The sequence below is a fragment of the Enterovirga rhinocerotis genome, assembly GCF_004363955.1.
GTDB lineage: Bacteria > Pseudomonadota > Alphaproteobacteria > Rhizobiales > Beijerinckiaceae > Enterovirga > Enterovirga rhinocerotis.
This window is the reverse complement of sequence record NZ_SNZR01000013.1, coordinates 250,743-272,682: the sequence shown is the minus strand read 5'-3', so window position 1 is coordinate 272,682 and position 21,940 is coordinate 250,743. Positions and strand designations below refer to the sequence as shown.

Below are 21,940 nucleotides of genomic sequence, written 5' to 3'. Positions count from 1 at the left end.
CGTCAGCAAGGGTCGGATGAGGGGGGCCGCGCGCTCGCCCCTCATCCGGTTGCGCTCGCGCGCAACTCGACTTCTCCCGCAAGGGGAGAAGCGGGGACCGCACCCTGATGCTCCGCTTCATCGCCCGCCGCACCCTGCTGGCGGTTCCTTCTCTGCTCGGCCTCCTGATCATCACCTTCGTGATGATCCGCCTCGTGCCGGCCGATCCCGCGGCCGCGCTCGCAGGCGATAACGCGACGCCCGAGCAGGTGGCGCAGATCCGCGCGCAATACGGCCTCGACCAGCCGCTGCCGGTCCAGTTCCTGAAATACCTCTCCGACGTCGCCCGCTTCGATTTCGGCGACAGCGTCTATTCCTCGCGGCCGGTCGCAATCGACATCGTCCAGCGCCTGCCGGCGACGCTCGAACTGACCTTCGCCGCCCTGTTTCTCGCGACGGCGCTCGGCATCCCCCTCGGCGTGGTCGCGGCGCTGAACCACAATCGCTGGCCGGATTTCGTGCTGCGCATCGTCTCGATCGGCGGCGTCGCGCTCGCGACCTTCTGGATCGCGATCATGTTCCAGCTGCTGTTCGCGATGAAGCTCGACTGGCTTCCCCTGCGAGGGCGAAGCTCGGTCGGCATCTCCTTCGCCGGCGGCCCGACCGGCTTCCTGATGCTCGACGCCCTCCTCAAGGGCCGCCTCGACGTCTTCTGGGACGCCTTCCGCCACCTCGTCCTGCCGGCCCTGACCCTCTCGCTCGGCGGCATCGCGACCATCACGCGCTTCACCCGTGCCGGCGTGCTCGACACGATGCAGAAGGACTTCGTCACCTACGAGCGCGCGGTCGGCTACCCGCATCGGCGGCTCGTCTGGGTCTATGTGCTGCGGAACTCCGTCGTCGCGAGCGTCACCCAGATCGGGCTGCTGTTCGGCTCGCTCATCGCGGGCGCCGTCGTCGTCGAATCCATCTTCGACTGGCCGGGCCTCGGCTCCTACACCGTGAACGCGATCCTCACGGCCGATTTCAAGGTGATGCTCGCCGTGACCCTGCTCGTCGGCGTCATCTATGCCGCCGTCAACATCCTCACCGACATCGTGCACGGCCTCATCGATCCGCGCCTCCGGGACCAGGCCTGATGCTGATCCTGAAGAAGTTCGCGCAGGACAAGTCGGCGGTGATCGGCTTCGCGATCGTCGTCGCCGTGGTCTTCATCGCCGTCTTCGGCCCCTGGCTCGCGCCCTATCCGCAGGACGCGACCATGTCGCACCTGACGCGGCGCCTGCGGCCGCCGAGCTGGGCCTTCCCCTTCGGCACCGACAACCTCGGACGCGACATCCTCTCGCGCGTCATCCTCGGCGCGCGCGGCGCGCTGAAGGTCTCGCTCCTCGTCGTCGGCGCCTCGATGGCGATTGGCGTGCCGCTCGGCCTCGCCGCCGGCTATTCGCGCGGCTGGCTGTCGGAAGCGATCATGCGCGTGACCGACGTCTTCCTGGCGCTCCCGCAGCTCATTCTCGCCCTCGCGCTCGCGCAGCTGATGGGGCCCTCGCTCGAAAGCGCCATGATCGCGCTGGTCGCGACCTACTGGCCCTTCTTCACGCGCATCGTCTATGCCGAGACGCGCCGGCTGCGCGCCTCGCTCTTCGTCGACGCCTTGGAGGGGCTCGGCGCCAGCCCGACGCGCATCGTCTTCCTGCACATCCTGCCGAATGCCGCCTCGCCGATCATCGTGCGCGCCACGATCGGGCTCGGCTTCACGATCCTCGTCGCGGCGACGCTCGGCTTCCTCGGCATGGGCGCGACGCCGCCGGATCCCGATTGGGGCCTCGCCATCTCGCAGAGCCGCACCTTCCTGCCCGGCGCCTGGTGGTACGCGACCTTCCCGGGCCTCGCGATCCTCGTCACGGTGCTCGGCTTCAACCTTCTGGGCGATGGCTTGCGCGACATCATGGACCCGCGCCTGAGGCGCTCGCGATGAGGGGTCACACTGACATCCTCATCCTGAGGTGCCCCGCGAAGCGGGGCCTCGAAGGACCCGATGTCGCGCATGCTTCGAGGCTCGCCTGCGGCGAGCACCTCAGCATGAGGACGGCGGGAGGAGCGCCATGACCGCGCCCCCCGTCCTCGACGTCGCCGATCTCCGCGTCTCCATCCGGGGCGACGAAGGCATCGCGAAGATCCTCGACCACATCTCGTTCCGGCTCGAACGCGGGCGCATCCTCGGCATCGTCGGGGAATCGGGCTGCGGCAAGTCCACCCTGATCAAGTCGGTGCTCGGCATCCTCTCCAGCGGCGCCAGGATCGAGCGCGGCGAGATCCGCTTCGAGGGCGAGAACCTCCTCGCCATGGGCGACAAGCGCCTGAACCGCGAGATCCGCGGCAGCCGGATCGGCTTCATCCCGCAGGATCCCTACCTCGCGCTGAACCCCGTCTTCACGGTCGGGGCGCAGTTGCTCGAAATCATGCGCTGGCATGCGCCGAAATCGGTGCGGAACCACCGCGAGCACCTGATCGCGCTGCTGCGGCGGGTGCAGCTTCCGGATCCCGAAGCGGCGCTCGACCGCTATCCGCACCAGTTCTCGGGCGGCCAGCGCCAGCGGCTCGTCATCGCCGGCGCGCTCGCCTGCGCGCCGACCCTGATCGTCGCGGACGAACCGACGACCGCGCTCGACGTCACGACGCAGGGCCAGATCCTCGTCCTCCTGCGGGAGCTGGTCGAGGAATTCGGCCTCTCGATGCTCTTCGTGACCCACGATCTCGGCGTCGTGGCCGAGCTCTGCGACGATCTCTGCGTCATCTATGCCGGGCAATCCGTCGAGACCGGCCCGACCGTGCAGGTGCTGCGCGAGCCGGCCCATCCCTACACGCGCGCGCTTCTCGCCTGCCACCCGGATCGCAGCGAGCATTTCACCGGCATTCCCGGCCTCGTGCCCTCCCCGCTCAAGGCGCCGCCGGGCTGCCGCTTCGCGCCGCGCTGCACGAGCGCAAGGCCCGCCTGCCCCGAACGCCCGCCCCATTACGTCGCGGCGGGCCAAGGCCACGCCGTCGACTGCATCCTGCACGAGGGGAGCGGCGCGTGAGACGACGTCGGGTCTTCGACGACCTGGCGGCGATGCTCCGACCCTCCCCTGGAGGGGGAGGGTCGCCGGCGAAGCCGGCGGGGTGGGGTGAAACCCGCCTTTCCTCATCTAGGGCGTCGCCGCAGCTGAACCCGCGCATCACCCCACCCCGGACCTTCGGTCCGACCCTCCCCCTCCAGGGGAGGGTGAGCCGACCTCCGCTTCCGGTGGCGATGATCCCATGACCCCGCTCCTCGAACTCGACGACATCCACGTCCATCTCGGTGGCCGCAAGCGCTGGTTCCAGCCCGACATCCCGCCGGTCAAGGCGGTGGGCGGCGTGACGCTGACGGTCGCGGCCGGCGAAATCCTCGGCCTCGTCGGCGAATCCGGCTGCGGCAAGACCACGCTCGGCCGCACCGTCCTCGGCCTCCAGCGCGAGACCCGCGGCTCCATCCGCCTGCGCGGCAAGACCGTGAGCGGGGCGAGGCCTCGCGACGCGCGCAAGCTCCGCCGGGCGATCCAATATGTCCACCAGGACCCGGGCGCCGCGCTCGACCCGTGGTGGAGCATCGGCCATTCGCTGGAAGAAGGCCTCGTGATCACGGGCCACGGCGAGCGCAGCCGGCGGCGCGAGATCATCGAGCAGGCCCTCGCCGCCGTCGGCCTCGATCCGACGGCGCAGCGGCGCTATCCGCACGAATTCTCCGGCGGCCAGCTCCGGCGCATCGGCCTCGCGCGCATCCTGATGCTCGACCCGGACATCGTCATCCTCGACGAGCCGACCTCCGGCCTCGACATGTCGGTCCAGGCGACGGTGCTGAACCTCCTCCTCGAGATCAGGGCGCGGCGCGACCTCACCTATCTCTTCATCTCGCACGACCTGTCCGTCGTCCGCCGCCTCTGCGACCGGGTCGCGGTGATGTATCTCGGCCGCATCGTCGAGCTCGCGCCGGCGGCGAGCCTGTTCGAGCGCGCCCTTCACCCCTATGCGCAGGCCCTGCTCGCGGCCGCGCCGCGGCTCGAGCCGGGGGAGAGCCGCACCATCGCGATCCGCGGCGAGCCGCCCTCCGCCGCGCGCCTGCCGGCCGGCTGCCTCTTCGCCGGCCGCTGCCCCTATGCCGAGCCGGCCTGCCGCACCGAGGAGCAGGTGCTGCAGGCGGTCGCCCCGGGCCACGAGGTCGCCTGCCGGCGCTGGCGCGAGATCGCGGCCGGAGCGCCCCCGACCGCCGCGGCGGCGTAGCGCGCACCGGCTGTCGGCCGCCACGGGATTCGCATTCCTTCCCATCATGCGAGAAGGGCGGATCGAGGCGGAGACCGCTCGTCACCCCACCCCGGACCTTCGGTCCGACCCTCCCCCTCCAGGGGAGGGTGAGGGCCTCCTGTGGCGGCTGCGAAGTGTGAATGCCTCAAGGCATGACAAGGGACAGAGGTGCCGACCGTCAGCGGCCGAGCAGCACGTCGCCGACCTCGTCCGAGAACCGGCGCACCTGCCCCGCGACGACGATGCCGTCCGTCCCGGCCGTGTCCGGGCGTCCGGCCGGCATTCCCGACGCGAGGAGCGCCTCGGCACAGCCGACCCAGTCGCCGCCGCCCTCCGGCTCGTTCAGCGAGGCCCAGGCGAGCGTGCCGCAGGCATTGTCCCCGAAGCCGTGCCGCTCCTCCCAGCTCGCGCCGTGGGCGAGCAGGAAGCGGACGAGATCCGCGTCGCCCCGGAACACGGCATGGTTCAGCGCCGAGGCGCCCCAGTCGCCGCCCGCGATCGCGATCGGCCAGCCGAGCTCCACCATGACCCGCACCGCGTCCCCGGCCCCCGCGCCTGCGAGGTCCGGCAGGAGCCGCAGCCGCGCCTCCGGCAGAGCCGACGGGAGGTCGGGGCGTCGCGCCCGGATCGAGCGGGCCGTCTCCGCGTCCCCGGCCGCGCAGGCCGCGACGAAGCGATCCTCCTCGGACAGGGCCTCGCCGCCTGTGCGCTGCGCCAGCAGCGCCGCGACCTCCATCAGGCCGAAACGGAGCGCCAGCGCCTCGGCGCCAGTGCCGTCAGGCATGCGGACGGACGGATCGGCTCCCGCCGCGAGGAGCGCCTCGATATGGGCGGGAGAGCGCCGCCGCCGGATGGCCCAGAACAGGGGCCGGCCCAGGGAGTTCGTCGGGCCGCCTCCCGCACCCTCGTTCGGATCGCCGCCATGGGCGAGGAGAAGGCGCAGGGTCTCGACATCGTCGAGATCGAGGACGCGATAGAGCGCGTTCGTTCCCGTCACGCGGGCCCCGGCCTCCAGCAGAAGTCGCGTGCAGGCGGGATTCTCGAGCGAATGGTAGAGGGATTCGCCGTCATTCGGATCGGCGCCCGCCTCCAGCAGGAGTGCCGTCATCGCCGGATCGCGGTTCTGCCCCGCGGCCCCGTAGAGGGCGGAGAGCGGGGTCTCCCTCGACGGCTCCTCGACCGATCCGGGCGGGGAGCGGCTGCCGATCGTGCGGTTCGGATCGGCGCCGGCATCGAGCAGGAGCTTTGCCGCCGCCAGGAGCCGCTCGCGGAAGGCCGGCAGCCGGACGAGGCCCGAATGGGTCACGGCGATCAGCGGCGGCAGCGCGAGCGGACCGCCGGGCCGGCCGAGCCAGCCGGGATCTGCCGCCATCGCGGCCCGGATCGCCCCGAGATCCCCGACCGCGCAGGCGAGCGCGGGATCGCCCGAGACGAGGCCCGGCCGCTCCTCCAGCATGCGGGATGCCGCCTCCGGCCGCGCCCGGTTCATGCCGCCGGCGACGTCGCCCGCATAGACGAGGCGCAGCCACGCGAGCACGGAGCCGGGCCGGTCATCGGCGAGGGCGCGGCGCGCCTCGACGAAGCCGCGCAGCTCCGCCCAGGAGGGAAAGCCGTATTCGCGGGCGATGCAGGACTGGGCGTCGTGAAGGCGCAAGCCCAGCACCCCGATCGCCTCGTCGGATCGTCCGGCGGCGGCCGGGAGCGCGTCGCGGAAGCGGGCGAATGCGCGCGGATCGCCGCGCCGACAGGCGGCGAGCAGGTCCTTGGCCTGCTTCTTCACATGGTCGAGATCGGGCCGCTCTGGGAGCCGGGTCATGAAGGACCTCCGTGCGTCGACGCCGACGGCCCGCAATCCGGCTGCACAAAGGTCGGGATGATCAGATCATCGAGGCAGGTGGGTTCAACCCTTCCCGCGGGCCCGGGCGCGGCCTGCACCGCATCCCGACGCTACGGCCGCGATGGGCGGCTTGGCAAGCTCTCTCCGCCGGTGGCGGCGAAGGTCGAGCGATGCCGGAGGCGTCGTCCCTGCGCCGACGGCGGGGCCATGGCGTTCTCCTATCGCCGCGAGAGCGCCGCCTACACCTTCCCTCCCCCTTGTGGGGAGGGCGGACTCGGCCGCAGGCCGAGCCGGGTGGGGGTGGTGCCGGTTTGCACGGCGGTGCCTTCTGCCGAGGCACCCCCAGCCCGGTTCGAAGCCGCGCTTCGACTCGGCCCTCCCCGACGGAAGTCGGCTGTTGCCGACTTCCGCAGAGCAAGGATTGGAGGTCGGCAACAGCCGACCTCCAAGGGGGAGGAAAGGTGCGAGCCTTCACGCGCGGATGCGTGAATCCGATCGGCTGACGGAGGAGAGCATCCGCGCGCCCGGCCTCAAAGACCGAGCTTGTCGCCCGGCAGGATCGTGGTCACGAAACGGTAGCCGGCGCTCGCCTTGAAGCGTCCGTCGCGCTTGACCGCGGCCATGAACGCGCGATGGCCGTCCTTGGTGCGCCCGACGAGGCAGCCGGCGCTGGCCTTGCCGATATCGGTCCTCGGCAGGTCGTAGCCCCAATGCTGGTTGACGCCGAAGAGGCCGCGCTCGAGGCGGTCGCCGATGCGCTTGTGGTCCTCGTTGAAATCGCGGTGCACCGTCACGGGCTTCGACTGGACCAGCGCCTCGTGCGCCCCGGGCGAGCCGGCCTTGTGGGTGCCGAGCGACCAGGACTTGTACTGGTTGAAGGCGATGCGCGCGGCGCCCTGCGGATTGAGCGGCTGGACGGTGTAGAAGTCGCCGGGCTCGCTGGTCGCGAGCCAGGCCGTCGCCTCGGGCCTGCCGGCCTCGTCGAGCGAGAAGACGAGCCGGACGTCGTTGAATTCGTTCGGGCGGTCGGCGTTGAGGATGCCGCGATCGTCCATGCCCTCGACATAGACGATGTTCACGCCGTCCGGATCCCGGCAGATGAAGTAGCCCTGGCGCTGCATGCAGGCGATCACGGAATCGATCCATTCGCCCGTCCGCGCCACGGGCGGGAGGGCGTTCTCCGGATCGGCGAGGTGCCGGGTGAGCCGCCGCGTCGCGCCCTCCGCGAGGTCGAGCCGCATGCGCTTGCAGAACCGCGCGAGCGCCCAGCGCGAGACCTGCCCGAACTCCCCGTCCGCAGGCGGATCGAGATAGCCGTGGAGCGAGAGCGCCGTCTGGACGGCGATGGCGAGGCGGGGATTGTCGCCGATCGTGTCGACGGAGAGCGCCGGGCCGTCATAGGCCGTCAGGAGGTCGCGCATCCCCGCCTCGAGGAAGGTGTAGCTGCGGATCTCCTCGGGGTTCTTCGCGGGACTGATCTCAGCCGCCGCGCCGCCGTCAGACCGTGCTCCCCCGCCGCTCGCGGGCGGCCGGGGCGCCTCGCGGAAGCGCGCGGGCCGGATCTTGCCGTCGATGTAGCCGGTCAGCCAGTCGCGATAGGCCTTGTTCGCATCGCCGCCGGCGCGTTCGGCGAGCTGCTGCGCCCTGGTCGCGCCGACCTGGCCGCGCAGGTCGTCGAGGCTGTAGCGCCGGCTCCCGCCGAGAAAGCCCGCGGCGCCGCCGGGACCCTCGTGATGCGCGAGATACATCAGCCAGGCCTTGCGGTCGTCCGGCTCGTCCGGGGCGGCGAGGCCGCGCGCGACGAGCACGCGCAGATTGGCGGCGCCGTATTCCGCTGCCGCGACGATCGAGAGCGTCGGATCGAAGCGCAGCTCCAGCAGCGCGTCGCGGCGGCCGGCGACGACGATGCCCTGCGCATCGACGAGGCCCTCGCGCTGACAATGGCTCCTCAGGATCGTGCCGGACCGGCCGGCCTGGTCGATCCAGGTGGAGGCGAGGAACTGGGTCAGGCCCGCCGCGCCGCTGCCCGCATTCAGCGACCGGGGGTTCCAGCGGCCGCGATCAGCGCCCTCGCCGATCCGCGCCGCTTCGGCATCGATGACGGATGCGAGCGCCGCCGCGTCGATCCCGGTCGTCTCCTGCGCCTTGAGCAAGGCCTCCCGGTAGATGTCGTTGATGCCGAGGACGAGCGAAGGCGGGGCCTCGGCCGCCGCTGGCGGATCGGCCTTCGGCGGATCGACCTGCGGTGCCAGCCGGATCCACCCCGTCCGGGCCTCGCCGCGCGCGGTCTCGAACGCGATCTTGGCCCAGCTCTCGATCGTGAGGAGGCGACGGATCGCGCGCGCCTCGACCGCCGCCCCGATCTCGGCCAGCGGCTCGGGAAAGACCGTGATGCGCTGGAGGGGAGGAGCGTCGCGCTCGGCGATCCTCGCCCGCGGGATCCAGCCGGTCAGGACGGGCGGCCCGGCCACCTCGACCTTCGCCCATTCCCCGAGCTGAGCCTTGATCGCGAGCGTTGCGGCGCCATCGAGGGAGGCGATGGGCGGCGTCGTCGGATCGGGCTCTGGAAACAGGTCCGCCGGTGCATCGGAAACGCCGAAACCCGCCATGGAAGCCTCCCTCCGCCAGATCGATCGCGCCTCGTCCCTCGTCGTCGTGATGGTCCGCGTCCGGCGGCCGGCCATGGCGATGTCGCGCCAGGGAGCCGCTCCCCTGACGGATCATAGGGCGGCCCCGAGGCGGTGGCCTTTCGCAAAGCGCGAAGGATGGAACTCGAGGCCTCATCGAGGCGGATGCGCGCGGCGACGCGGGTTTCACACCGCCCGACGGCTGCGCCGTCGACCCTCCAGTCAGGGGCAAGAGGCCGATCGATGGAGCGGACCCGGTCGGACGGAGGGCGCGGCGGGGATTCTGCGCTCCCCGCCTCTCAGGGCGGCGCCGACCGCAGCAGCGTGTTCTAGTTCCGCCGCAGCAGCCGCTCGAAATAGTCGAGCTCTTCCTGCGGCCGCGTCGGGTCGCCGAGCTTGCGGCGCAACTCCTCGAGGATGCGGCGGGCGCGGGCGACGGCGGTCTCGTCGGCACCGGGGATGCGGACGCGGCCGTCCGAATAGTCGCGCGAGCGGGTCGGACGCCCGAGCGGATCGTCCCGGTTCGGATCGTTCGAGGCACGCCCCTGCGGGTTGCCCGGGCCGCCCGGCTCGCCGCCCTGATCGTCGCCGCTATTCTCGCCCATCATGCGCTGCATCTGCTGCGCCATGCCCTGCATGCCGCGCTGGAGGCCTTCGAGCGCCCTCCCCTGGCTGTCGACCGCCTGGCCGTCGCGGCCCTGGCCGATCTGGCCTTCGGCATCGCGCATGGCGCCTTCGGCGTCGCCGAAGCCCTGTTCGCCCTGCATACCCATGCCGCGCATCCGGCGCTGCAGCTCCGCCAGCCGGTCGCGCAGGGCGCGCTGGCGGTCGGCGAGGCTGCCCTGGCCCTGTTGCCCGCCCTCCCCGCTCTCACCCTGCTCCTGGCCTTGGCCCTGCTGTCCGCGCTGGCCCTGCTGCTGCCGACCCCTCTGCCCGGGCTGGCTCCGCTCGCCCTGGCCCTGCCGGAAGGTCTCGTCGCGCAATCGCTGCTGTTCGCGGATGATGGAATCGAGTTCCTCCATCTGCCGGTTCATCTCGCGCGCCATGGGATCGCTCATGCGGCCGCTCGGCCGGGCGGTCTTGAGATTCTCCAGCATGTTGCGGAGCTGATCGAGCAGGCGCTGCGCCTCGGCGACGTCGCCGCGCTTCATCGCCTCCTGCATCTCCTGGATCATGCGGTTGAGGTCGTTCTGCGTGATGACCCGTTCCTGGCCGTTCGGCGGCTGGCGCTCGGCGTTCTGCTGGTCGCGGCGCATCTGCTCGGCGAATTCGCGCAGGAAGCGGTCCATCGCCCGCCGGAGATCGTCGGTGAGCCGGGCGATCTCCTTCTCGTCGGCGCCCCTGTCGATCGCCTCGCGCAGGCGCTCCTGCGCCGCCCGCAATTCGCGCTCGGCCTCGGAGAGGTCGCCTTCCTCGATCTGAAGCGCCATGGCCCAGAGCCATTCGGCGACCTCGGTCAGGTCCGCGTCGGTCCGCGCCGCGCGGTAGCGGTCGGCCGCGAAGCGCAGACCGAGGAAGATGCCCCATTCGGGCGTGAACCGCTCCGGCGCGATCAGGAGCGAATCGAGCGCCGTCTGGACCTGCCGGCGATGGTCCGGATCGAGGATGATGTTGCGGCGCTGCTCGACCAATGCCTTGGCGAGGGGCTTCGTGAAGGGACGCTGCGGCAGGGTGAACTCGACCGGCGCGCTGGTCCCCTCCTGCCCGGCCTCGTCGCGCACGACGAGCGTCATGCGGATGCGGGCGCCGGCCCAGGGATGCTCGGTGAGGTCGGCGACGGTCTTCGTCTCCTCGCCCGATCGATGGTCGGGCGGGAGCTGCAGGCCGACCACCGGCGCCGCGACGAGCGAGCGCCGGCCGCCGGCACTCTCCGCCCGCTCGATCCGGGCCTCGGCCGAGGCGATGCCGTAATCGTCCTTCGCCTTGTAGGTCAGGTTGAAGGTGCCGCGCGCATTCACTTCGGGCGGGGCCGTGGCGACGATCTCGGGCGCGAGGTCCGGGATGGCCTCGATGGCGAGCGACAGGCCGCCGGGAAGGCCGGTCCGCGCGGCGAGGCCCGTCTTGATGCCGAGTTCCGACGAGCCGGTGAGCTTGTAGCGCCGTTCCCTCAGGCCGTCCTTCGGCGCCTCTCCGGCCTTCTGCTCGGAGAGCCCGGGACCGGCCGCGACGGAGGCCTCGCCCTGTCCGGCCATGCGCACGACGATCGTCGAGCCGACCGGCGCACGGAGCCGCTGCTGGCCCGAGGCGAAGTCGATCATCAGCGGCGGCAGGAGCGTGTAGAGCGGCGGATCGATCCAGCCGTCGATGCGGAAGGCGGAGCCGGGCTCGGGAGCCCCGCGCCAGTCGAAGGCGGCACCGAGGCGCGAGCCGAGTTCGGGACCGGCCACGAAAGCGGCGGCGACGGCGGCCGTGATGGCCGCGGCGCGCAGGGCGAAGGGGTCGCGCCGGGCCATGCCCGGCTTCGGCGCCGCGACGCTCAGCCGCGAGAGATCGGCCTCCGCCCGCCGGCGATGAAGCTCCCAGAGCGCGCGCGAGCCGGGATCCTGCCCGCCGAGCGCGAGCGAATCCTCGAGCGCGCGGGCGGGGCGGTGGCCCGTCCCCGAATCGCGGTCGATCCGGTCGAGGGCGCCGGCCCGGCCCGGCGATCGCAGCCGGACGGCCGGCCAGAAGGCGGCGAGGAACAGGATAGCGAAGAGGCCGAGGCCGATCTGCCGGCCGACCACCGGCAATTCGCCCCAGAGGCCGAGCCAGGAGACCGCGAGGAATGCGAGGAGAACGCCGAGCGGCCACCACAGGGCCGGCCACAGCCGCTCCCAGGCCAAGGCCGCGCTCGCCCGGCGGATCAGGCCATCGAGACGACGACGGACGATCGGGTCAAGCCCGCCACCGTCCGAGGGGCTGCCGCCCGACGCGGCGCCGCCCCCCATCAGAGGGCTGCCTCACGACGCGCGGTCGGTTTGCGTCTCATCCTCCGACGATAGCACGTCCCGCGCCACCCGCCAGTGCAGCCGAATGGCGCGGGGTCCGCGCCGTGCCGCCTGTGGGCGGCCCCGCTTGCGCGACCGGCATCGGACGCGCAAGAGCGGACGGTGCCGGCACATCGATCGGCGGCAGGGAGGATGACCACGTGACGGGACCGCGTTTTCCGCAAATGACCCTCGACGAGTTGAGCGAGGCCCAGCGCCCGCTCGGGGAGCAGATCGTCAAGATCTCGAGCGTCGGGCTCGGCGGGCCCTACAACCCGCTCATCCGCAGCCCGGTGATGGGCCAGCACATGTTCGACCTCCTCGCCTATCTGCGCTGGAACAGCACGGTCCCGACCAAGCTCACCGAGCTCGCCATCCTCATCCAGGGGCGGCTCTGGCGCTCGCAGGTGGAATGGTTCGCGCATTACCCGATCGCGCTGAAGGCGGGGCTCTCGCCGGAGGTCATGGCCGACCTCAAGGCCAACAAGCGCCCGGCCGCGATGCAGGAGGACGAGGCAGCGGTCTACGATTTCTGCATGGAGCTCTCGACGCAGCACAAGGTCTCCGACGCGACCTTCGCCCGTGCGAAGGCGCTGCTCGGCGATCAGGGCGTCGTCGACCTGACGGTCATCAGCGGCACCTACGTCACGGTCGCGATGATGCTCGCGATGGCCGAGCAGGGCGTGCCGGCCGGCAAGGAGCCGCCCTTCGGCCCGAACGATCCCTGAGATCGGCGCTGCCGTTTACCGATCGGTGAGGCGGCGCGGCGAGACTGCCGGGATGTCCAGCGTCTCGCCTGCCGCCACCGTCGAAGCCGCGCTCGTCCTCCAGGCGGAGGCGCGCGCGGACCGCATGGCGACGGCGATGGTCAAGCAGGCGGCCCGGCAGGACCAGGCGCTCGCCGACATGCTGGCCGCCGCCGCGCAGACGGGCGCGGCAGCGCTGCCGGCAGGACAGGGGATCGCCCTCGATCGCAGGGTGTGACGCGGCCCCTCAGGCGACCCAGAGGCCCCGCGCCTTGTGCCAGGCCTCGATCGATTCCTCGGGATAGAGATCGAACCGGCGATCCTTGCGGCCGAAGCGCGGCCTCACCCAGCTCGCCTTGTAGCGCAGCATGAGATGGACCCGTTCGGGCGGCACCGGCAACTCGCTGTCGATCGCCGAGGCGAAAGGATGGGCGAGATCCGGCCAGCTCGGATCCTGCAGCCAGAGCGCGCTCGCGCAGCGCCGGCAGAAATGGCGCTCGCCCGTGCTCTTGCGGCAGGCGCCGTCCTCGTCCGCGATCTCGGCCCGGTAGATGCCGATCGCGGCCTTGCCCTTGACGGAGAGCGTCCGGGCATCCGCCGCGAGGTTGATCGCATAGCCTCCGCCGCCGGCCGTCTTGCGGCAGATGGCGCAATAGCAGAGCTGATAGGGCTGCGGCGTGTGGCTCTCGACCGAGAACGAAACCGCCCCGCAGCGGCAGGCCCCTTCCAGCGTCACCGGCATCGTGCTCTCCCTTCGCCCAGGCGCGCCGCGCCGGGCGCAACATCATGCCGAAACAACCGCGAGGCAGCCTCGGAGGTCCTGCGGTTGTCCCGAACCTCGATGGAGCCGGTCCTGATTCGCGTCCTCGTCACCCTCCTCGCCCTGTCCGCACCGCTCGCCGAGGCCGCGGCTCAGACGAAAACCTATCGTTGGGAGGACGGCCTGTGCCGGCACAGCGTCCGCTACGACCCGCGCAAGGTGGACGAGCAGGCGCTCAAGAGCACCGCCGAGATCCTCAATACCGAGCAGGGCGTCCCGATCGCGATGAGCCCCCTGACGCCCGCGGACGCCGAAAAGCTCGATCCGGCGGGATTCGAGACCCAGTGCGCGGCGACGGCGGCGCGGATGCGCGCCCATCGCCTGCTCCCTCTTCCGGGCATCGAGGAGTATCGGACCGAGCGGGCCCGCCAGATCGACGATGCCTGCGCCTTCGGCTCCGCCCAGCTGCGCAGCCACCGCGATCCCTCGGCGCTGCGCCGCTATGCGCCCGCCGCCGGCCGCTGCGACCGCTTCGTCGACGCGCTCGAAGGGCGGGCCGACCTCACGGCGACGTGGCGGGCCCGAATCACCGAGACCTGCGCGCGCAACGTCGACCCCGCCTCCTGCCGGAAGCGGCGGGAGGATGAGGGTGCGCGGCCGGACGGAGAGGCGCGCAAGCGGCTCTATCTCGTCAGTTTCGGCTGGGGGAACTGCGCGACCGAGTTCGCTGCCTTCAACGGCGAGGGAGCGAAGCGGCGGCAGGCGATGGAAGAGAAGCTGACCCGCGCCTTCAAGAAGGCCTATGGCGTGCGGGAGACCTGCGACGAGCCCTGAAGGCGGCAGCGCCATGGCGTGATGCGGGCATGATTCGGCCGCGTCGCTTCATGTCGAGCGGCGTATCGGCCAGGTCTTCGCGGCGCCCGATCCGCCTTGGCGCATGACCTTCGCGTCGCGCCGTCCTGTCGAAGCTGTGCATGCGACATCCGCACGTCCCCGCGACAGCTTCACATTGTCGTCGTCGAATGGGTATTATGCCGTCCGTGCGAACCCTTAGGCCTTCATCCTGACGGAGGATGTTGTGTGACGGTCCACGTCCAACCACCCAGGGCCGAAGCCTGCCCGGCACTGGTGCTGAACGCCGATTATCGGCCGCTGAGCTATTATCCCCTGTCGGTCTGGTGCTGGCAGGACGCGATCAAGGCGGTCTTCCTCGACCGCGTCGTCATCGTCTCCGAATACGAGACGACCGTGAGTTCGCCGTCCTTCCAGATGCGGCTCCCCTCGGTGGTCTGCCTCAAGACCTACGTCCAGCCGACGCGCAACCCGGCCTTCACCCGCTTCAACGTCTTCCTGCGCGACCGCTTCACCTGCCAATATTGCGGAGCCCGCGAGGACCTCACCTTCGATCACGTGATCCCGCGCTCGAAAGGCGGCCTCACCACCTGGGAGAACGTGGTCGCGGCCTGCTCGCCCTGCAACCTGAGGAAGGCCGACGCCATGCCCCGGGACGCCCAGATGTGGCCGCGGCAGATGCCGTATGCGCCGAGCCTGCACGACCTCCACCGCAACGGCCGCCTCTTCCCGCCGAACTTCCTGCACGAGAGCTGGCTGGACTATCTCTACTGGGACACCGAACTCGAGCCGTAGGGCGCAGACGCCGGATCGCGAAGGCCGGAGCCTCCGTGATCCGATCGGCGCGCGAGCCCGCGGTCGCGGGATCGGCCTCGCGGCCGGTTCTCAGGCCGTCTCCATCCCCTCGAGTTCCGCGATCATGCCCTCGATCACCGAGAGGCCGATCTGCCAGAAGCCGGGATCCTTCGGATCGAGGCCGAAGGGGGCGAGGAGCTGGTCGTAGGGCTTCGTGCCGCCCGCCGAGAGCAGCGCGAAATAGCGCTCGACGAATCCCGGCTCCGCCCGCTCGTAGACGCCGTACAGCGAGTTCACGAGGCAATCGCCGAAGGCATAGGCGTAGACGTAGAACGGCGAGTGGATGAAGTGCGGGATATACGTCCAGAAGGGCCGGTATCCGTCGCCGAGCCGGATGGCCGGGCCGAGGCTGTCGGCCTGGACGGACATCCAGAGATCGCAGAGCTGCTCGGCCGTGAGCTCGCCCTTGCGGCGCTCGAGATGGACCTTCCGCTCGAAGGAATAGAACGCGATCTGGCGCACGACCGTGTTGATCATGTCCTCGACCTTGGCGGCGAGCATGGCGCGGCGCTGCACGACGTTCGTCGTCCCGGCGAGGAGGCGCCGGAAGGTCAGCATCTCGCCGAAGACGCTCGCGGTCTCGGCGAGGGTCAGCGGGGTCGGCGCCATGAGCGCGCCCTGCTTCGCCGCCAGCACCTGATGCACGCCGTGGCCGAGCTCGTGGGCGAGCGTCATCACGTCCCGCGGCTTGCCCTGGTAGTTGAGCAGCACATAGGGGTGCGCCGAGGGCACGGTCGGATGCGCGAAGGCGCCGGGCGCCTTGCCCGGCCGCACCGGCGCGTCGATCCAGTTCTCGTCGAAGAAGCGCCGCGCGATCCCGGCCATCTCGGGCGCGAAATCGCGATAGGCCGACAGCACCGTGTCGCGGGCCTCGGGCCAGGCGATGGTGCGCTGCTCGACCTTCGGCAGGGGCGCATTGCGGTCCCAGTAATCGAGCGCGTCGCGGCCGAACCACTTCGCCTTGAGGCGGTAATAGCGGTGGGAGAGGCGCGGATAGGCCTGCCGCACTGCCTCCGCCAGCGCGTCGACGACCTCGCGCTCGACGCGGTTGGCGAGGTGGCGCGAATCGCCGACATCCTCGAAGCCGCGCCAGCGATCGGAGATCTCCTTGTCCTTGGCGAGGGTGTTGGTGATGAGGGTGAAGACGCGCAGATTCGCGCCGAAGACCTCGCCCAGCGCCTTCGCCGCGTCCCGCCGCAGGTCGCCATCGGCATCCTGGAGCTTGTTCAGGGCGGGCTCGAGCGTCAGCTCCTCGCCCCGGATCCGGAAGCGGAGCGAGGCCAGCGTCTCGTCGAAGAGCCGGTTCCAGGCCGCGCGGCCCGTCACGGACTTCTCGTGGAAGAGCTGCTCGATCCGGTCTTCGAGCTGATACGGCTTGTCGCGCCGCAGATCCTCGATCCAGGGCCGGAAGCGGTCGAGCGGCGGCGCGTTCATCGCCGCCTCCATCGCCGCATCGTCGATGCGGTTCAGCTCGAGCGTGAAGAACAGGAGGTCGCTCGACGCCGTGGTGAGCCGTTCCTGCGTGTCGCCGAAGAACTTCGCCCGCTGCGGATCGGTCGTGTCGCCCGCATAGACGAGGCCCGCATACGAGGCGAGGCGGCCGAGCCGGTCCTCGATCCCCTCATAGCGCTCGACCACCGGGCCGAGCGCCGTGCCGCCCTCCCGCGCCAGGGCGTCGAGGCGGCCCCGATACGTCTCGGCGAAGGCCTTGCACTCGGCCTCGGCCTGCGCGAGGTCCTGGATGAAGGCCTCGCTCCCCATGCCGGGATAGAGATCGGCGAGGTTCCATTCGGGCAGGGGGCCGACCGCATCGGAACCGGCCTTGGCCGCGGCGGATCGGGCGCTTGCGAGGGGCGAGGGATTCATCGTCATGGCCGACATATCGGCCGGACCGCGCCCGGCTTCAACTCGGAAGGCGGCGCCGATCCTCGTCCCGCCCGCTCCTCAGCCTGAAGCAGGCAGAGCGGGGGGCCGTCCGGACATCGGACGAAGCCCGCCGACGATGTCCGGAGGAACCCCGGAATTAACACCGGGTTTACCCTTATGACCGACGATCCGGACACCGCCCCAAAGCCTCATGACCGCCCGCCCGGACCGAATGTCGCAAACCATCCTGATCGTCGATGACGATCCCGTCCAGCGTCGCCTGCTCGAGGCGATGGTGCGCCGATTCGGCTACGAGGTGATCGTCGCCGAGGACGGCGAGGCCGGGCTCGCCGTCATGAAATCGGGCGAGCCGCTCGCGCTCGCGATCCTCGATCTCGTCATGCCGGGCCTCGATGGCTTCGGCGTCCTCGCCGCCATGCGCGAATCGCGCATCGAGATTCCGGCCGTCGTCCAGACCTCCCACGGCTCGATCGAGACGGTCGTCAACGCGATGCGCGCGGGCGCGGTCGATTTCGTCGTCAAGCCGGTCGGGGCCGAGCGGCTCCAGGTTTCCATCAAGAACGCGCTCCGCCTCGGCTCGCTCGAGGACGAGGTGCGGCGCATGCGCCGGCGGGCCGGCAACGCGCTCGGCTTCCGCGACCTCGCCACGCGCAGCCCCGACATGACGCGCGTCATCGGGCTCGCCGAGCGGGCTGCGAAATCCTCGATCCCGGTCCTGATCGAAGGGGAATCGGGCGTCGGCAAGGAGGTGCTGGCGCGCGCCATCCAGGGCTCGGGCGAGCGGCGCGGCAAGCCCTTCGTCACGGTCAATTGCGGTGCGATCCCCGAGAACCTCGTCGAGTCGACCCTGTTCGGCCACGAGAAGGGCGCCTTCACGGGCGCGACCGAGAAACATGCCGGCAAGTTCGTCGAGGCGTCGGGCGGCACGCTCTTCCTCGACGAGATCGGCGAATTGCCGCCATCGGCGCAGGTCAAGCTCCTGCGCGCGCTCCAGGAGGGCGAGGTCGATCCGGTCGGCGGCAAGCGGTCGGTGCGGGTCGATATCCGCCTGATCTCGGCCACGAACCGCTCGCTGCTCGACATGGTGCGCGAGGGCCGGTTCCGCGAGGACCTGTATTACCGCCTCAACGTCTTCCCGATCACGCTGCCGCCGCTCCGCGCGCGCCGGGCCGACATCCCCGATCTCGCGCGCTCCTTCATGGCCCGCTTCTCCGCCGAGGAGGGCAAGCGCGTGCGCGGTATCGCCTCCGACGCGATGACCCTCCTGACGAGCTACGCCTGGCCCGGCAACGTCCGGCAGCTTGAGAACGCCGTCTTCCGCGCGGTCGTCCTCGCCGACGGGGACGAACTCACCCTCGCCGAATTCCCGCAGATCGCGGGACAGGTCGAGGGCTTCGACATCCGCATCCCCGCGGCCCCCCTTCCCAGCGGCCCCGCCTTGCTGCCGGCGGAGCCCATCCGCGAGGTGGTCCGGGTCGAGGTGCGCGATCCGAACGCGACCTCGCTCGTCGCCGATTCCGGGGAGGTGAAGCGGCTCGAAGAGCTCGAGGCCGAGATCATCCGCTTCGCGCTCAGCCATTACCGCGGCCATATGTCCGAGATCTCCCGACGCCTCGGGATCGGACGCTCCACGCTCTACCGCAAGCTCAAGGATCTGGGGCTGGAGGACGGCGACGCCGAAGAGGCCGCCTGAGAGGGCGGCACTGTTGCATCGGTGTGATTGCGAAGCGCCGCAGCGGCGGACAATGCTACCGGCCTGGGATTTCGGGGATACGAATGGGCACGCTCATGCAGGGCGGTGACGGTCAGGGCGCGATGCGGGCCGGGATGCCTGCGGCGCCCCGACGCCGTCGTCTGGCCGGCCTTCTGGCCGGGATCGCGCTGACGGCGATCGGCCCCACGGCATACGCGCTGGCTGAGACCGAGCCCGGCCTGGGGCTCCCGCTTCCGCCCGACGTCACGGTGATCGTGCCGCCGGCTTCGCCCGAGACGTCGGCATCGGCCGAGATCCGCCTCGATCTGCCGCCGGAGCCGGGCCTGCTCGCGGTCGAGGCCGGATCGGCGCCGCAGCCGAAGGCGGAGGTCGCGGCCCCTGCCATCGAGATCCGTCCAGACCTGCCTCCCGAGCCGACCGTCCTCGCGGTGGACGCGGCTGCCGGCGAGGGCCTCCGCTTCGCCACCGAACTCGAACGGCGCCTTGCCGACCCGCAACTGCCTCTGCCGCCGAAGGTGACGGCGCGCGAGCGCGAGGGGATCGCGGCCTTCTACGCCGCGACGGATCACCGGCCGCTCTGGATCGCCGACGGCGCCTGGACGCGGGCGGCGGATTCGCTGATCGACCGTCTCGGCCGCGCCGAGGAGGACGGGCTCGACCCGGCCGATTATCCCGTCCCGAACCTCAGCGGCGGCGGGCGCGCGCTCGACATCGCCGAACTCGCCGATGCGGAACTGAAGCTCAGCGCGGCCGCCTATCTCTACGCCCGCGCCGCACGCGGCGGCCGGCTCGAGCCCAACCGGGTCTCGGCCCTCGTCACGCCCCAGCTCGAGCTGCCGAGCCCGGAGCGGGTGCTGAGCCAGGTCGGAGGCAGCACCGATGCGGGCGAGGCCCTGCAGGGCTTCAACCCGGCCTATCCCGGCTATCGCGCGCTCCGCGAGAAGCTGGCGGAGATCCGGTCGCACCGGCCGGCCGGCATGGTGAAGGCGAAGGGCGCCGTCGTCGCCTCGGCCTCCGACACCCGGCTGCCGAGCGGCTGGTCGCCCCGGCTCGAAGGCGACATCGTCGCGAATATGGAGCGCTGGCGCTGGCTGCCGTCGCGCGTCGCGGATCGCTACATCCTCGTCAACGTGCCCGAATACCAGGTCCGTCTCGTCGAGAACGGCGCCGTGGCTCACGAGGCTCGCGTCATCATCGGCAAGCCCAATACGCCGACCCCGATCTTCTCGGACACGATGGACCACGCCGTCGTGAACCCGTCCTGGTACATCCCGCCGTCGATCCTCCGGAAGGAGATCCTGCCGGGGCTCGCCAAGGATCCAGACTACGCCGCCAAGCGCGGCTACACGGTGACGCGGCGCGGCAACGTGACCTCGGTGCGCCAGCCGCCGGGGCCGCGGAACGCCCTCGGCTACATCAAGCTGATGTTCCCGAACGACCACGCGGTCTACCTGCACGACACTCCGAACCGGAACCTGTTCTCCTCCGCGCGGCGCGCCTTCAGCCATGGCTGCGTTCGCGTGCAGAACCCGTTCTCGCTGGCGGGCAAGATCCTGGGCAACGGGTGGAGCGAGGCGCGTCTCAAGAGCCTGATCGGCCGGGGCGAGCGGACGATCTTCCTGGAAGAGCGCATGCCGATCCACCTCGCCTATTTCACGACGAGCGTGGACGAGGCTACCGGCCGCGTCTCGAGCGCGGAGGACGTCTACGGCATCCATCGCCGCGTCCGGAACGCGCTCGGCCTCGGCGGCTGAGCCGGGCTGCGCCAAGGAAAAGGCCGCCTCTCGCGAGGCGGCCTTAACTCGTCGCGGAGCCTCCGATCCAGGGGGGCTGACGGATCGGAAGCGGCTGGACGCTGAGCCGGAGATTCGACCCCCAAAGCGGCCCTCCGAGGGCCGATCGGCGGCGAAAGCATGGCGAACGGCCCCGCTTCTCGGCGCCTTGCCGCGCGCGCCGGGAGCGTCGATCATGGCACGGACAGGTCTCGACACGGATCGCGCCATGCCGAAGCAAGCTTCGCCCATCCTCTTCACCAACGCCGCCCTGATCGACGGCGTCGCCGACGAGGCACGGCCCGGCGGGCATGTCCTCGTCGAGGGCGGGGTGATCCGGGAGGTCTCCGATCGCCCGATCACGGCACGCGGAGCCCGGGTGATCGACCTCGCCGGCCGGACCCTGATGCCGGGGCTGATCGACTGCCATGTCCACGTCATCGCGACGATCGCCGATCTCGGCGCCAACGCCCTCCTGCCGGACGCGATCGTCGCCTTCCGCTCGGCGCAGATCATGCGCGGCATGCTCATGCGCGGCTTCACGACCGTCCGCGATCTCGGCGGCGCGACCCACGCCCTCGTCGAGGCGATCGAGGAGGGCCTGATCGAGGCGCCGCGCCTCGTCATCTGCGGCAAGTCGATCTCGCAGACCGGCGGCCATGCGGATCTCCGAGGCCCCGTCGACGAGCGCGATTTCGGCTATCAGGCCCGGCGGCTCGGAGCGCTCGGGCGCATCGCCGACGGCGTCGATGCCTGCCGCGCCGCGGCGCGGGACGAAATCCGCCGCGGTGCCAAGTTCATCAAGATCATGGCCAATGGCGGCGTCGCCTCGCCGACCGATCCGATCGCCTTCCTCGGCTTCTCGCGCGAGGAGATCACGGCGCTGGTCGAGGAGGCACAGAACGCCCAGACCTACGTCGCCGCCCATCTCTATACCGACGAGGCGATCCGACGGGCCGTCGAATGCGGCGTTCATTCCGTCGAGCATGCGAACCTGATCCAGCCCAAGACCGCCCGGCTGATGAAGGAGCGCGGCGCCATCGCCTGCCCGACCCTCGTCACCTTCGAGGCGCTGAAGAACGAGGGTGCGAGCCTCGGCCTGCCGCCAGCCTCCGTCGCCAAGATCGACGACGTCCGCCTCGCCGGCCTCGAATCGCTCGAGATCATGCGCAAGGCCGGCGTGACCATGGCGTACGGCACCGACCTCCTCGGGCCGATGCACCGGCATCAATCGGAGGAGTTCGTCATCCGCGGCCAGGTGCTGCCGGCGATCGAGGTCATCCGATCCGCGACGCGGGATGCGGCGAAGCTGCTTCGCATGGAGGGCGAGATCGGGACGATCGCCGAGGGGGCGCAGGCGGACCTGATCGTCGTGGAGGGCAATCCGCTCTCCGACCTCGCGCTCCTGACGCATCAGGGCGCGCATATGCCGGCCATCATGAAGGCCGGCCGCTTCGTGAAGGAAGAGCTGCGCTGACGGGGGCGACCCTTCTCTCCACCGTCCTGGCCGGGCTTGGCCCGGCCATCCACGACGGAGCGTGCCGGCTGCGACCCCGTTGACGTCTGACGCGCCGCAGAGGCGTGGATGGACGGGCCGAGCCCGGCCATGACGAGGAGACGCT

16 protein-coding genes are annotated in these 21,940 nt (G+C 70.9%); 11 read left to right on the top strand and 5 right to left on the bottom strand.

The genetic code is table 11. The features are described from left to right. Positions 1-107 precede the first annotated feature (107 nt). The 4 genes from EV668_RS12980 (at position 108) to EV668_RS12965 (ending at position 4,281) form a co-directional block, all read left to right on the top strand. Positions 108-1,118, top strand: a complete 1,011-nt coding sequence (locus EV668_RS12980; RefSeq protein ID WP_133770665.1) for an ABC transporter permease — start codon at positions 108-110, stop codon at positions 1,116-1,118. Then, positions 1,118-1,957 carry an ABC transporter permease gene (locus tag EV668_RS12975; RefSeq protein WP_133770663.1) on the top strand — a complete coding sequence of 280 codons (840 nt, stop codon included), beginning with the start codon at positions 1,118-1,120 and terminating at the stop codon, positions 1,955-1,957. The genes EV668_RS12980 and EV668_RS12975 overlap by 1 nt, the downstream gene beginning before the upstream one ends. A gap of 127 nt (positions 1,958-2,084) precedes the next feature. Next, a complete protein-coding gene (locus EV668_RS12970) occupies positions 2,085-3,059 on the top strand; it encodes an ABC transporter ATP-binding protein (protein WP_133770661.1) in 975 nt (324 codons plus the stop codon). Between the two features lie 220 nt (positions 3,060-3,279). Further along, a complete protein-coding gene (locus EV668_RS12965; protein ID WP_133770659.1) occupies positions 3,280-4,281 on the top strand; it encodes an ABC transporter ATP-binding protein in 1,002 nt (333 codons plus the stop codon). Positions 4,282-4,480: 199 nt separating this feature from the next. Here the strand turns inward: EV668_RS12965 and EV668_RS12960 are convergent, their stop codons facing one another. From EV668_RS12960 to EV668_RS12950, 3 genes are all read right to left on the bottom strand, one after another. Beyond that, positions 4,481-6,118 (bottom strand): ankyrin repeat domain-containing protein, encoded by a 1,638-nt coding sequence (locus EV668_RS12960; protein ID WP_133770656.1) that lies wholly within the window; start codon positions 6,116-6,118, stop codon positions 4,481-4,483. Between the two features lie 551 nt (positions 6,119-6,669). Beyond that, positions 6,670-8,748: a peptidoglycan-binding protein gene (locus tag EV668_RS12955; protein WP_133770654.1), complete on the bottom strand. Its 2,079-nt coding sequence runs from the start codon at positions 8,746-8,748 to the stop codon at positions 6,670-6,672. Between the two features lie 347 nt (positions 8,749-9,095). Further along, positions 9,096-11,693 (bottom strand): TIGR02302 family protein, encoded by a 2,598-nt coding sequence (locus tag EV668_RS12950; RefSeq protein ID WP_133770652.1) that lies wholly within the window; start codon positions 11,691-11,693, stop codon positions 9,096-9,098. Between the two features lie 200 nt (positions 11,694-11,893). Here EV668_RS12950 and EV668_RS12945 point away from each other — a divergent pair, with 200 nt between their 5' ends. Both EV668_RS12945 and EV668_RS12940 read left to right on the top strand, forming a co-directional pair. Then, positions 11,894-12,460, top strand: a complete 567-nt coding sequence (locus EV668_RS12945; RefSeq protein ID WP_245513151.1) for a carboxymuconolactone decarboxylase family protein — start codon at positions 11,894-11,896, stop codon at positions 12,458-12,460. A gap of 52 nt (positions 12,461-12,512) precedes the next feature. Further along, complete coding sequence (locus EV668_RS12940; protein WP_133770650.1) at positions 12,513-12,716, top strand: hypothetical protein; 204 nt, start codon at positions 12,513-12,515, stop codon at positions 12,714-12,716. A 9-nt stretch (positions 12,717-12,725) separates the two neighbouring features. Here EV668_RS12940 and EV668_RS12935 read toward each other — a convergent pair whose 3' ends face one another. Continuing rightward, a complete protein-coding gene (locus EV668_RS12935; protein WP_133770648.1) occupies positions 12,726-13,220 on the bottom strand; it encodes a GFA family protein in 495 nt (164 codons plus the stop codon). Positions 13,221-13,304: 84 nt separating this feature from the next. Between EV668_RS12935 and EV668_RS12930 the strand changes: the two genes are divergently transcribed. Continuing rightward, positions 13,305-14,072, top strand: a complete 768-nt coding sequence (locus EV668_RS12930; protein ID WP_133770646.1) for a hypothetical protein — start codon at positions 13,305-13,307, stop codon at positions 14,070-14,072. A 246-nt stretch (positions 14,073-14,318) separates the two neighbouring features. Then, on the top strand, positions 14,319-14,885 hold the full coding sequence (locus EV668_RS12925) for an HNH endonuclease (RefSeq protein WP_133770644.1): 567 nt from the start codon (positions 14,319-14,321) through the stop codon (positions 14,883-14,885). 90 nt (positions 14,886-14,975) lie between these two features. Here the strand turns inward: EV668_RS12925 and EV668_RS12920 are convergent, their stop codons facing one another. Next, entirely contained in the window at positions 14,976-16,811 is a 1,836-nt protein-coding gene (locus EV668_RS12920; protein ID WP_245513247.1) for a M3 family oligoendopeptidase, read from the bottom strand. A 232-nt stretch (positions 16,812-17,043) separates the two neighbouring features. On the opposite strand from EV668_RS12920, the gene EV668_RS12915 reads away from it, so the two are divergent. From EV668_RS12915 to EV668_RS12905, 3 genes are all read left to right on the top strand, one after another. After that, positions 17,044-18,525 (top strand): sigma-54-dependent transcriptional regulator, encoded by a 1,482-nt coding sequence (locus EV668_RS12915; protein ID WP_133770640.1) that lies wholly within the window; start codon positions 17,044-17,046, stop codon positions 18,523-18,525. Between the two features lie 83 nt (positions 18,526-18,608). Further along, a complete protein-coding gene (locus EV668_RS12910) occupies positions 18,609-20,300 on the top strand; it encodes a L,D-transpeptidase family protein (protein WP_133770638.1) in 1,692 nt (563 codons plus the stop codon). A 247-nt stretch (positions 20,301-20,547) separates the two neighbouring features. After that, complete coding sequence (locus EV668_RS12905) at positions 20,548-21,795, top strand: metal-dependent hydrolase family protein (RefSeq protein WP_133770636.1); 1,248 nt, start codon at positions 20,548-20,550, stop codon at positions 21,793-21,795. Positions 21,796-21,940 lie beyond the last annotated feature (145 nt).

Bases quoted from the DNA above. Each gene is read 5' to 3' on its own strand.
- EV668_RS12905 (WP_133770636.1), top strand. From the start codon at position 20,548: ATGCCGAAGCAAGCTTCGCCCATCCTCTTCACCAACGCCGCCCTGATC.
- EV668_RS12975 (WP_133770663.1), top strand. From the start codon at position 1,118: ATGCTGATCCTGAAGAAGTTCGCGCAGGACAAGTCGGCGGTGATCGGC.
- EV668_RS12910 (WP_133770638.1), top strand. From the start codon at position 18,609: ATGGGCACGCTCATGCAGGGCGGTGACGGTCAGGGCGCGATGCGGGCC.
- EV668_RS12970 (WP_133770661.1), top strand. From the start codon at position 2,085: ATGACCGCGCCCCCCGTCCTCGACGTCGCCGATCTCCGCGTCTCCATC.
- EV668_RS12920 (WP_245513247.1), bottom strand. From the start codon at position 16,811: ATGAATCCCTCGCCCCTCGCAAGCGCCCGATCCGCCGCGGCCAAGGCC.
- EV668_RS12950 (WP_133770652.1), bottom strand. From the start codon at position 11,693: ATGGGGGGCGGCGCCGCGTCGGGCGGCAGCCCCTCGGACGGTGGCGGG.
- EV668_RS12980 (WP_133770665.1), top strand. From the start codon at position 108: ATGCTCCGCTTCATCGCCCGCCGCACCCTGCTGGCGGTTCCTTCTCTG.
- EV668_RS12965 (WP_133770659.1), top strand. From the start codon at position 3,280: ATGACCCCGCTCCTCGAACTCGACGACATCCACGTCCATCTCGGTGGC.
- EV668_RS12955 (WP_133770654.1), bottom strand. From the start codon at position 8,748: ATGGCGGGTTTCGGCGTTTCCGATGCACCGGCGGACCTGTTTCCAGAG.
- EV668_RS12915 (WP_133770640.1), top strand. From the start codon at position 17,044: ATGTCGCAAACCATCCTGATCGTCGATGACGATCCCGTCCAGCGTCGC.
- EV668_RS12960 (WP_133770656.1), bottom strand. From the start codon at position 6,118: ATGACCCGGCTCCCAGAGCGGCCCGATCTCGACCATGTGAAGAAGCAG.
- EV668_RS12935 (WP_133770648.1), bottom strand. From the start codon at position 13,220: ATGCCGGTGACGCTGGAAGGGGCCTGCCGCTGCGGGGCGGTTTCGTTC.
- EV668_RS12940 (WP_133770650.1), top strand. From the start codon at position 12,513: ATGTCCAGCGTCTCGCCTGCCGCCACCGTCGAAGCCGCGCTCGTCCTC.